The sequence below is a fragment of the uncultured Methanobrevibacter sp. genome (assembly GCF_902774605.1).
In the GTDB taxonomy this organism is placed as follows: Archaea; Methanobacteriota; Methanobacteria; order Methanobacteriales; family Methanobacteriaceae; genus Methanocatella.
In genome coordinates this window covers 66425-78199 of the sequence record NZ_CACYJE010000002.1, presented here as the reverse complement: position 1 = coordinate 78199, position 11775 = coordinate 66425, and the positions used below count along the sequence as shown (strand labels likewise).

The window sequence follows — 11775 nt, the reverse complement described above, 5'->3', positions numbered from 1 at the left end:
CAATAGTTAATTAAATCAGTATTCAATTTGAAAGCCTTCAAAAGTCTTGACTGTGATTTTCTCATCATCTGTCACTTTACCGATTATTTGACAGTCACAGTATTCTTTTAAAGTGCCCATGATTTTATCAGCTTCGCTTTCTTCACAGATAACGACAAAACCGACACCCATATTGAAAACCTTGTACATTTCCTTGATGTCAACGTTTTGCTCATAGATCAGCTTGAATATCTCCGGCACTTCCGGAAGATTGTCAATGTCATAGCCGACGCCTTTTTTAAGGCGTCTGAGATTAGTGAATCCTCCGCCAGTAATGTGTGCCAATCCATTGATATTGTATTCTTTTTCAAACAGTGCAACGATAGGCTTGACGTACAGTTCAGTCGGACGAATCAATTCCTCACCAATGGTGGTTTCACCGTTTGGCATCTTATCGTCAACTGTCAGTCCGGCGTCCTCGAATATTGCTTTTCTAGCCAGGCTGTAGCCGTTGGAATGAATACCATTACTGTTGATGCCTATTAGGACGTTGCCGGGTTCAATGTTTTCCCCGGTGATTATCTTGTCGACATCCACAAATCCGATACCTGTTCCTGCAAGGTCGAAATCCTTGATGATTCCGGGAAGTGAAGCGGTTTCACCGCCGATGATTGCAATCCTTGATTCTTTTGCACCGGTGACAAGTCCTTCAGCGATTTCAGCTGCCCTTTGAGGGTCAGGTTTTTCCACTGCAAGGTAATCGACTAGTGCGATAGGTTCCGCGCCGACACATAATATGTCGTTTACAACCATTGCAATACAGTCAATACCTACGGTATCGTATTTGTTCATCATTTCAGCAATTAAAATTTTACTTCCAACACCGTCAGTACTCATTGCGATTGCCTTGTCGCCTAAGCGCACTAGGGCTGCATAATGACCGCTGTCGGTGATGATATCTCTACATTCCAATGTTGATTTGAGCTTGTCAGCAAGTGCAGAAACAGTCACTGCCTCTAAATCAATATCCACACCAGATTCTGAATAAGTAGCCATGATTACACCTATTTTTAAAAATAAATTGAATGTTGTAATAGTTTTACAACATTTTCATATTACTAATTTTTGTTTTAATTAATATATTAATGTATTCTTACACAATCCAAATTAATCGGGGTTTTGGTTTCAATCTTGTAACTTCTATGGATTGATGAAGCCAAGTCAACCGCCTTGTATGGGTCACCGTGACAGGTGATGACCTTTTCAGGTCTTGGATTGAGTCTTTTGACATATTCCATCAATTGTCTTCTGTTGGAGTGACCACTGAAACCGTTGATGGTTTTAACTTGCATCCTGACGCAGAATTGCCTGGTTCTTCCATCGTCATCCTCAAGAGGTATTTCCTTCCATCCTTTCTGGACTCTTCTACCCATTGACCCTTCGGACTGGTATCCCACAAAGATGATTGTGTTCTTCTCGTCCTCGCATAGCCATTTGAAGTATTCGACGGAGTTTCCGCCGGTAAGCATACCTGAAGTTGACAGGATGATTGCAGGCTGTTTGGATTCAACGATGTCCTTTCTTTGGTCACGGTTCTGAACCTTCTTGAACATTTCTGAAACGAATGGGTTCCTGCCCATATGGAAGATTTGATCCCTCAAGTCCTTGCTTAAGTATTCAGGCCTTGCAGTGTGGATAGCTGTAGCTTCCCAAATCATACCGTCAATGTAGATTGGAACTTCCTCAATCATTCCATGCCTCATGTACTCTTCAAGCACAACCATCAGTTCCTGAGCCCTTCCCACAGCGAATACCGGAACCAATACTTTTCCTCCACGCTTGAGTGTCTTGTAGATGGTCTTCATCATTTCCTTTTCGGCATTGTTCCTTGATGGCTGAATGTCTTCACGTCCACCATAGGTACTTTCCATGATCACGGTTTCCGCACGAGGGAAACGGATGGTCGCAGGTTCAAGAAGCCTTGAAGGTTCGTATTTGAAATCCCCTGTGTACACTAAATTGTGAGCTCCGTCTCCAATGTGCATGTGGGAGATTGCTGAACCTAGGATGTGTCCTGCATTGTGCAGGGTCAATCTGATGTCCGGTGAAATGTCAGTCACTTCACCATAGTCCAGTGTGATGGTGTTCTTGATTGCCTGTTTCACATGTTTGGATGTGAACGGGAGAGGATTTCCTTCCCTGTGGGCAATGTCCAGGTGGTCGAATTGTAAAAGGGTTGTCAAATCCCTGGTAGGGGTTGTACAGTAAACAGGTCCGTCATATCCGTAATGGAACAGGTACGGTACGAATCCGCAATGGTCCAGGTGAGCGTGAGAAATGATGACTGCATCCAGTTCCTCGATTGAAAACTCCGGCGCATTCAGGTATGGGAATGCGTTCTTGTTGTCTGATGCGGCAACGTTAACGCCACAATCCAACAGGACACGGCTGTTAGGTGTTTGCAGCAACATTGATGAACGTCCCACTTCCTTGAATCCTCCCATTGAAGTCACTCTGGCCCAATCGTTAGGGTATTTGCTTCCCTGGTGGATTTGGCGTCCGAGGCGTTGCAGTAATTTTTTCCTGTCTTTGCTGCTGTTCTTTTGGATGGTTCTAATTTTTCCAATAATGTCTGAACTGATAGGTGGAGTTCTTAAAATCTTAGGTGCCCAACCAGTATTCTTAACGATATTTCTTGAGGTAACACCATATTTTCCAATAACGAGTCCCGGTTTTTTAGCAGTGATGACAACTTCGCCAGTTACTGTATCAAAGTAAATATCTGTAATTTCAGCTCCTTCAGGAACTATTTCATGAATCTTGTTAATAGTTGGTTCTGGTTCAAGTAAAGCACTTTTGTCAGATCTAATAATAATTCTTTTTCTAAGTTCTTTTGCAAGTGACCTTATGAGGTCGCCGTTTTCGGTAATTATTTCCGGATTTTTAGTGTAAACCACAACTTCAGGCCCTTCAAATTCAACTTTTGAAACCTGAATTTCATTAGGCAGCTTACCTAAAATCTCTTTTTTAATATCCTCTAAAATATCTGAAGTCATATAATCCCTTCAAAAAAAGTTTGTGTAGGAATCTAGTTTATGAAAGCATTTAAGCTATAATTAGTTAATCTTCATAAACTAGCCACACGGTTATATAAAAAAATAGTTAGTCATGAAAAATTAGCTTACTTATATTTTATCAAGAATCTCATTAATTTTTTCATTATCTAACATTTCAAAGCCGTCTTTGGTTACTTTAGCGACAAGGTATCCGTTACCGGAGTAGGTGTCACGTTCAGCAGCGGCTCTAATAGCTCTTATGGCTACTTCAATTCCTTCATCAGTTGTTAAGTCATCTCTGAACCTGTCCTCAAGAACACCGTAAGCAACGATGGAACCTGAACCGGTTGAGATGTAAGTATCTTCAATCATACCACCTGCTGGGTCGAGTGAGTAGAGAGATGGTTTGTCGCCGTCCATTCCACCAAGCAATGTCTGAACATACATTGGTCCGGAACGTAGGATGTTGGCGGTTAATGATGCTGCCGCCTTGACACTGATTGCGTCGTTGTTTCTCATTTGGTATAATGACACTTCCGCTTCAATGACCTTCATCAAGCTTTGAGCATCTCCAACTGAACCAGCTATGGTTGTTACAATATGATCATCAATTTTAAATATTTTTTCTGCTACTTTGTGAGCTACAAGGTTTCCCATACTAGCTCTTCTTTCGCTTGCAAATACAACTCCGTCTTTGCATGTGATTCCGACGGTTGTAGTACCTTCTAGTATTTTATCGTCCATTTAAATACACCTCATATAAGCATTTAAAATATCTTATTTCAACTACTTATAGGTTAATATAACAAAATATAAACTAATCTGGTAAGATTAATTTTATTTAAAATCAGAATCAATAATTAGTATAAACTAACAATATTAATATTAACCATTTGAATATATAAAGTTTTCTTTTAGGTGGCGCATGAAATATAAAAAAATCGGGGATATTCTCATATTGGACAACAGTCATCCGGACGATGACTATAATGAGCTGTCCAGAAGGCACAATGTCAAGACAATAATGAAAATCAACCATATCCAGGGGACAAAACGGGAGCCGGTATACAAGATACTGTACGGTGGCGAAACGGAAACGGTCAACAAGGAAAACGGTTGCCTGTTCAAGCTGGACCTGGCTAAGGTCATGTGGTCAAAGGGAAACAACAATGAACGCTTGAGGATCGCAAGGCTGGTTGAGGATGATGAGACAGTCCTTGACATGTTTGCCGGAATAGGCTACTTCTCGATACCCATCGGCGTGCATGCGAATGCCCGTGAGGTGATTTCAATTGAGATAAATCCCAATTCCTATCATTTCCTATGTGAAAACATCCGCCTGAATAAGTTGGACAATGTCACTCCGATTCTGGGGGACTGCAAAGTTGAAACCCCAAAATACCGGGCGGACCGCATAATAATGGGTTACGTCAAAACGACCCATCACTATCTAAAAGCGGCAATCGGCAGCTTGAACGAGGGTGGAGTTCTGCATTACCATGAGACGGTTCCTGAAAAGCTCATGAACACTCGCCCGTTTGAAAGAATAATGAGTGAGGCGGATGGTCGTGAAGTGGAATTGCTTAAAGTAAATAAAATAAAAAAGTATGCTCCAGGTGTGGAACACGTGGTTATTGATGCTCGGATATACTAGTTAAAAGGGTGTCGTTCAGCCATTCACTGTTGATGTACTTCTCATAGACGCATAATCTTTCGGTTAACTCAAATCCAGCATCCTCAGTCAATTTTTGAAGCTCGTCAATTCCCGGCCAAGGTGATGTGATGTTCACGTAATCCGGGCTGACCGGTGAAACTCCTCCCCAATCGTCAGCACCGCACAATAGGAATATCTGTGCAGTGTCATTGTTGAGGTTAGGCGGCACCTGTATGCTCACGTCGCTGTCGGCGAAGAGTAATGTTCCAGCAATGACTGTCCTGATCATGTCAAGGAAACTAGGCTCGGGCCAACTTTCCATTTCAATGCCAGGTATTGGTGTGAAATTCTGGATGATGACCTCCTGGATGTGACCATATTCATCTGACAGTTCCTTAATTGCAAGTAATGATTCTGCAATCTCTTCTTTTGTCTCTCCGATACCAATCAGGATTCCGGTAGTGTATGGAATTTTAAGTTTTCCTGCATTTCTTATGGTTTCCAATCTGAGTTCAGGGTTTTTTCCCGGGCTCTTGTTGTGTGCAGGAAGTTCCATCAGTCTGTTTGATGAGTTTTCAAGCATCAGGCCCATTGAGGCGTTCACTTCCTTGAGCCTTTTCAAGTCGTCATAGGAATAGTTTCCGCCGTTGGTATGAGGTATGAGGGTTGTTTCATCCAATGTCATCTGGCAGATGTCAACAACATAATCAATCATTTTCTCATACCCGTATTCAGCCAGTTTCAGCTGCACGATTTCCTCCTCGTCCGCATCTTCACCGAAAGTGAACAATGCCTCCTTGCACCCGTATCCTTCGGCTTCCTTCAAGTCAGCTAAAACTTCCTCTTTCCTTTTAAGGATAATCGCTTCAGGGTCGTCCGGATTCTTTTTGAAATTGCAGTATCCGCAATCGTTCCTGCAGATTTCAGTCAATGGTATGAAAATGTTTTTAGAATAAGTAATCAGATTATTCTCCCTATATTTCACGGTTTCAGCCATATATTCTATTATTTCGCTGTCAGTTGCATTCAATATGTGGAGAATATCCTCTTTGTTTAAATTTGATGTCATTTTTACGCTTCGCTTTCAGAAACAGTCACTTCAACATAAAGTGGAGGAATCTCGTTTCTGTCTTCCCAGATTGCGATTACAACATCGAATCCTGGAAGCTCGAATACCTTATAGGCCACGACAAGGCCCATTGATTCCATTTCCTCTTTCATTCTTATGAATCCATGGTCATCGACATCACTGGCATTGGCTTCACTTGCCTTTATGTGCTTGTCGCCGGATTTGAGGATTTCGGCAATCTTGTCTGAATCAGCATCAACTTCTTTTCCGCCAAGAATTTCTCCGATTTCTGTTAGTTTGGCGTCGAATTCAGAGATTGGTATGACTTTACGGGATCTTCCTCTAACTATTAAAATGCTTTCATTGTTTATTGCAGGTCTTGAGCCCTTGAATGAATCAAAGAATCCCATTACTTCTCCTGCAATTTCATAAGTTTTACTCATTGAATCATATCCTTAGATGTTTAATTCTTCTTTGAGTTCGCCTAATGTGGTTACTTTTTCTGCAAATGCATTGTGCCTGTGGATACTTTCCTGGTTTTCTTGACGTGCAGTGATCAATGTGTCATCAGGGAAATCAGCATATTTTGTTACTATCTTTTCCATCATGTTCCTGACACAATCTTCAACAAAAACAGGTTTTCTGTGTGCGTTCATTACTGTCGCATTCTCGTCCGGCCTTTTGAGTAATTCACATACTGGTGAGCTCATTGAGGTCTCGATGATTTCGATTAGGTCTTCTGCATGCACGACCTTGTCTTCTGGAACTTCAATAAGGAGTGTTCCTATTCCTCTTTGGTTGTGTGATGCAAAAGTCACGGTATCGAGTACTTTTTGAGTGGTTTCTTCATCTAAGAATTCTAATAGTTTATTCTTGTCTGATTCTTTTACTGATTCTTGTGCACATGGGCAAACGGTCATTCCGATGAGTTCGGCTCCTACGCTTTTTCTGATTTCTATGTTGTCGTCATCATCCCTGTAGCCTACTGCCTTGGCTTTTAGTTGAGCCATTTCCTGGGTTTTGTTCTTGGTTACTGGGGATTCCTTCATGAACATGAAATCTGTAGTCATTGATATTTCAACACGTTTTGCGTATTCGTGTTTTGTCATCATTTTTTCTACAATTTTTGCGCATAATGATTCAACGTCTACTGTTGATCCATTGGCCACTTCTTCGAGAACTTCGCTAATAGCTTCCGGGTTCCTAGACATGTGTACGCCTTTTTGATTGCTTGGTAAATCTACGAAAGCATCAAAAGTTGGTAATAAAATTATAGGTCTTTTATTTGTTCTTTCTAATTGTAATAATTTTTTTACTCCGGTCACGCCCACTCTTGTGAGTTTGATGGGTATGCTTGGAGTGTCGTCTTGAGTATCGGGTAAGCAAACTGCCAATTTCATAACCTCTTTTATAAATTAAATATTATACTTTTTGTATCTTTTTATTTATATACTTAAATGATTATTGTAATGTCTTTATAACCAAAAGCAATATATTTTTTACATAATTTTTCCGGCAAGTTGACGGAAGATGAGGTTGATTAAAAAAGAAAAAAAATAAGAAGTAGTGTGAAAACTACTTGTATAAATTTATAAAATGTTTGAAGAGCCCATGTCTTCTTTGATAACGTCTAAAACGGTTTGAGTATAGGTTCTTTCTATAATAGGATCTTTCAATAACTCTTTAATAAATGCGTTCAATTCATTGGTGTTTCTGAATTTAGCAATAAGGAATGCATCATATTCTCCAGTCACATCATAGATTCCAACCACATTCTTGTTGAAGAAAGTCTTTTCCTCCCAGTTCTTAAGTTTTCCACCTTTTACTCTTACACCGATGATTGTTGTTAAGACGAAACCTAATTTTTCATGGTCAATAACTGGTGAGAACTTTTTGATCACTCCTGACTTGACCATTTTGTCGATACGATTGTGAACGGTACCTACAGACACATCTAAACTGCGTGAGATTTGTCTATATGAAGTTCTAACATCCTCATTGATAATTTTGAGGATGTTAATGTCAGTATCATCTAATTTTACAACATTATCTTTTGTCTTTACCATAGTATCTCCCTTTCATATTTGAGAATAGAATTTGTTAATAATCCTGTATTAACTGTTTATATTATAATACTATTTTTCATATTATTTAAACTTATTATATTTTTTTAGAATTATTATGGGGGTTATTTTATTTAAGGCAATTATTTTTTAATATTTTTTTAATTATTAAGCATAAACTAAATAATTTATGTCACATTTATAATATGTCTTGTTCACTTATCCATAAATAATTTCATTGTTTCATATTTTCATTAAGTTTAACAATAATTCTTTTAATATTTTCAATTCCGGCATCACTTTTTATTCCAATAGGATTGTAATGTGTTTTCACTGCCTCAAACCCTTCATTTCTTATTTCATCCAAAATCAAATCGAATTTCGGAGCGCTGAGTTTTAATGACTTGCAAATGCTGTGGACATCATAAAAAGTCGCAGGGGCATCAGCTTCAACCAGACACTTATTCAAAAGCTTCAATGCATCCTTTTCAGTGTTGATCTTTTTATTTTCAGTTTCATCAATCATTTTTTGAATGAAATCGCCATCTTGAATGCTTCCAAGCCATAATGGTCCTGCATGCACTAGTTTCTCACCGCAGACCGGACAAACCTCATCAATCGGACTTGCCAAACCGTTGCTGGTTTGCCTGTGAAGGCAATTCCTGCAGTGGCTGATGTATCCCATGTTTTTCAGGGACTCGTCAGTTCTCTTGGAACCCTTTTTAACCTCCAGGTACATTCTCATGTAATGCTCGGTGCTGTGTGACATTTTCACCTCAATGTACTTCGCATACTTTGAAAGGGTGAGGGCGACAAAACCCGCCAGTATCCTGATTCCGTTTTCATGGCAGTATTCGCTCTTGTAAGGCTTTGAATTGTACTTTCGAATGCAAGGCTCCTGGTAGGTTCCGCATAATGCGGATGTATCGGTTGCAGTGACGCATAAAAGGGAATTCCTCCTGGAACAATAACTCGCTGAGTCAAGGAACGGTGAAGGGGTGCCGAAAGGATCAATGTCTATGACATCAAACTCCCCGCGCTTCATCCTTAAAAACATGCTGGCGTCATGCTGGTGGACATGAACATCCTTCAAATCATTCAATTCAATGTTGTGCCTTTCATAATGATTTGCGGTTTCGCTTATGTCATTGATTGAAACCTCTCCGACGCCATCGATTTCATTCTTGTATCTTACGCCGCGTATTCCGCTTCCCCCAAACAAGTCGCAAATGTTTATTTCACGGTCCTGTTCCTTTTGAAACACCTGGATTGCTAGAATGGATAAGTCCCTATTCAATTCCATATGGGGATTGTAGAATACAGGAGCCTCTGATGAAACCTTTTCAAATTCGGGGAATTCGATTTTGGTCAACCCTTCCTCAATACGTTTAATTTTATACTCTTCCATTAATTTCACTCAAAAAATTCTTATTATGTAATGTTTTAAATATTATTAGATTTAAATATATACTATAATAATTTATTTATATTGGTGATTTTCGTGTCAGATATTAAAGTTCCTATTGCAAAACCGATAATCGGTGATGAAGAAATAGAAAACGTAGTTGAAGTATTAAAATCAGGAATGATTGCTCAAGGACCAAAAGTTGAGGAATTCGAGCAAAAATTCGCTGAATGGGTTGGAGCAAAATACGGCATAGCAGTAAACTCCGGAACCGCAGCACTGCACACTGCACTTCTCGCATGCGACATCGGCGAGGGTGATGAAGTGATAACAACACCATTCACTTTCATAGCAAGCGGAAACGCTATAGTCTACACCGGGGCCAAGCCGGTGTTTGCAGACATTGACCTGGAAACCTATACCCTGGACCCTGAATCAATCGAAGAGCTAATCACAGAAAACACTAAGGCAATCCTGCCGGTTCAATTATACGGCCAATCAGCAAACATGGAAAAAATAAATGAAGTGGCTGAGAAATACGGTCTGATAGTCATTGAAGACGCTGCACAGGCACATGGCGCAACATTCAACGGCAAAAAAGTGGGAAGCATGGGGGACATGGCTTGTTTCAGTTTCTACCCTACAAAGAACATGACCACTTCAGAGGGAGGAATAATCACTACCGACGATGAGGACTTGGCCGAACAGGCTAGGATATTCCGTGCACACGGTGCAAGCGTCAGATATCATCATGATGCAATAGGATACAACTTTAGGATGACAGATATTTCAGCTGCAATCGGACTTGCGCAATTGGAAAAAATCGACGAGTTCAATGACAAGAGAATAGCCAATGCAGCATACCTCAACGAGGGCTTGAAGGATGTTGATGGAATAGTCACCCCGTACTGTGCACAGGATTCAAAGCACGTATACCACCAATACACAATAAGGGTTGAAAAAGGAGACCGTGACGATTGGGTGGACATCATCAACGACTGTGGCGTTGGAACAGGAATTCACTATCCGATTCCACTCTACAACCAACCGATCTACAAGTATCTTGGATATGAAGGCAACTGTCCAAATGCCGAGCTTGCGGCAGACAATGTAATTTCCCTTCCGGTTCATCCATCATTAACAAAAGAAGATTTGGATTTGGTAATTGAAGCGGTAAAAACCGCTTCCGATGAGTTAGATTAAACTTCTAACTTACTTTTTTTCTTATTTTAACATTTCATTTACAGTATCTACTTTGGCGTCAAGGGTCCTGTTGTCTAAATCACGCCTGTCATCTATTTTTATAACGGTATACACCCTGCCGACACCGACTTCAAAAACAGCCTCTTGGGCTTTGGCTATTGCAGCGTATAATTCCTCAAGATTATCCGCTTCAATCTGTGTTCCCATTCCAGTCAGCTGGTAGCTCAATCCGGAATCCTTAATCGCTTGAACGGCTGCAGTCACATAATCCTTGCATTCGGTTGTCTCAGTTCCAACGGGCAATATTGCAAAATCACATGTTATCATATCTAATTCACCTAGAAAAATTATTTATTTATCATTGTATAAATTAATTTAGTAATGGTGAAATTAAACAAGCAAGATTTTAACGATAAGATTTTTACAAGAATCAACAACCTAATAAGGGATTATGAACTAATCAGGGAAGGTGAACTGATAGCAGTTGCATTGTCCGGCGGAAAGGACAGTGTGCTTACATTGCATGCCCTTAAAAACTACCAGCAATACCTGGATTTTGACTTGGTGGCAATCAGCGTTGATGAGGGCATTGAAGGATACAGGCAGCATGGGATTGATGCTGCAGTGCAGAACGCTCAGGATTTGGATGTGGAACTTGTCCAGAAATCATTCAAGCAGGAGGAGGGCTTCGCATTGGATGACATCTACTCTGATTTTAAAAGCGCTTGCATTCCCTGTGGAGTGTTCAGGCGCAACATCCTGAACAAGACCGCTTATGAATTGGGTGCCGTTAAAATTGCAACAGGCCATAACCTTGATGATGAGATACAGTCGTTCCTGATGAGCTTCGCACGTGGGGACACAATCAAATTTTCAAAATTCGGCCCTGAACTTGATGTGATCCATCCGAAGCTCGTGCCAAGAATCAAGCCGTTATGGAACACTCCCGAAAAGGAAGTCGGGATGTGGGCGGTATTGAACAACATTAACATTCACCTTGACGAATGCCCATACTCCCACTTGTCACTTCGCGCCAAAATCAAGGAGTTTCTAAACGTTAGCGAAGACAAGTATCCTGGAGTCAAGGCCAATGTGATGAAATCCTTCCAGGAAATATTGGATTTTGAAAATGACATTCCAACTCATCTCAATGAATGTGAAGTCTGCGGCGAACCGACATCGTCAAGCGTCTGCAAGGCTTGCGAGCTGAAGGATTTGATTTCACAGAATGTCAAGTGATGATGTTAAAATTTTTTTTGCTTGAAAAGTACATTTTCACAAAAATTGATCAGCAAGGGCGTTTCTGCTTAAGCATTTCCCTTTTCATTTTCCTTTTTTTAAAATTA

At 40.4% G+C, this 11775-nt stretch carries 12 protein-coding genes; 3 read left to right on the top strand and 9 right to left on the bottom strand.

Going from position 1 to position 11775, the window contains the following annotated elements; all coding sequences use genetic code 11:
• Positions 1-15 precede the first annotated feature (15 nt).
• The 3 genes from purM to psmB all read right to left on the bottom strand — a co-directional run bounded on the left by purM (position 16) and on the right by psmB (position 3779).
• Positions 16-1035: a phosphoribosylformylglycinamidine cyclo-ligase gene (gene purM / locus QZU77_RS00800; RefSeq protein WP_295598563.1), complete on the bottom strand. Its 1020-nt coding sequence runs from the start codon at positions 1033-1035 to the stop codon at positions 16-18.
• Between the two features lie 86 nt (positions 1036-1121).
• Entirely contained in the window at positions 1122-3035 is a 1914-nt protein-coding gene (locus QZU77_RS00795; protein ID WP_295598559.1) for a beta-CASP ribonuclease aCPSF1, read from the bottom strand.
• A gap of 129 nt (positions 3036-3164) precedes the next feature.
• Positions 3165-3779: an archaeal proteasome endopeptidase complex subunit beta gene (gene psmB, locus QZU77_RS00790; protein WP_295598556.1), complete on the bottom strand. Its 615-nt coding sequence runs from the start codon at positions 3777-3779 to the stop codon at positions 3165-3167.
• A gap of 181 nt (positions 3780-3960) precedes the next feature.
• Between psmB and QZU77_RS00785 the strand changes: the two genes are divergently transcribed.
• On the top strand, positions 3961-4689 hold the full coding sequence (locus QZU77_RS00785; protein ID WP_295598553.1) for a class I SAM-dependent methyltransferase family protein: 729 nt from the start codon (positions 3961-3963) through the stop codon (positions 4687-4689).
• On the opposite strand, the gene cofG is transcribed toward QZU77_RS00785, so the two are convergent.
• From cofG to QZU77_RS00760, 5 genes are all read right to left on the bottom strand, one after another.
• Positions 4667-5758: a 7,8-didemethyl-8-hydroxy-5-deazariboflavin synthase subunit CofG gene (gene cofG / locus QZU77_RS00780; RefSeq protein WP_295598550.1), complete on the bottom strand. Its 1092-nt coding sequence runs from the start codon at positions 5756-5758 to the stop codon at positions 4667-4669. The genes QZU77_RS00785 and cofG overlap by 23 nt on opposite strands.
• Positions 5759-5760: 2 nt before the next feature.
• Positions 5761-6201, bottom strand: coding sequence for a DUF2120 family protein (locus QZU77_RS00775; protein WP_295598547.1), 441 nt, complete (start codon positions 6199-6201; stop codon positions 5761-5763).
• 12 nt (positions 6202-6213) lie between these two features.
• Positions 6214-7152, bottom strand: coding sequence for a GTP cyclohydrolase MptA (gene mptA, locus QZU77_RS00770; RefSeq protein WP_295598544.1), 939 nt, complete (start codon positions 7150-7152; stop codon positions 6214-6216).
• A 195-nt stretch (positions 7153-7347) separates the two neighbouring features.
• Complete coding sequence (locus tag QZU77_RS00765; protein WP_292807033.1) at positions 7348-7824, bottom strand: Lrp/AsnC family transcriptional regulator; 477 nt, start codon at positions 7822-7824, stop codon at positions 7348-7350.
• Between the two features lie 232 nt (positions 7825-8056).
• Positions 8057-9229: a tRNA (guanine(10)-N(2))-dimethyltransferase gene (locus tag QZU77_RS00760; RefSeq protein WP_295598540.1), complete on the bottom strand. Its 1173-nt coding sequence runs from the start codon at positions 9227-9229 to the stop codon at positions 8057-8059.
• A 93-nt stretch (positions 9230-9322) separates the two neighbouring features.
• Between QZU77_RS00760 and QZU77_RS00755 the strand changes: the two genes are divergently transcribed.
• Entirely contained in the window at positions 9323-10429 is a 1107-nt protein-coding gene (locus QZU77_RS00755) for a DegT/DnrJ/EryC1/StrS aminotransferase family protein (protein ID WP_295598537.1), read from the top strand.
• A 21-nt stretch (positions 10430-10450) separates the two neighbouring features.
• On the opposite strand, the gene QZU77_RS00750 is transcribed toward QZU77_RS00755, so the two are convergent.
• Positions 10451-10756 (bottom strand): MTH1187 family thiamine-binding protein, encoded by a 306-nt coding sequence (locus tag QZU77_RS00750; protein ID WP_295598534.1) that lies wholly within the window; start codon positions 10754-10756, stop codon positions 10451-10453.
• A 54-nt stretch (positions 10757-10810) separates the two neighbouring features.
• Here QZU77_RS00750 and QZU77_RS00745 point away from each other — a divergent pair, with 54 nt between their 5' ends.
• Positions 10811-11668 carry a TIGR00269 family protein gene (locus QZU77_RS00745; protein WP_295598531.1) on the top strand — a complete coding sequence of 286 codons (858 nt, stop codon included), beginning with the start codon at positions 10811-10813 and terminating at the stop codon, positions 11666-11668.
• Positions 11669-11775 lie beyond the last annotated feature (107 nt).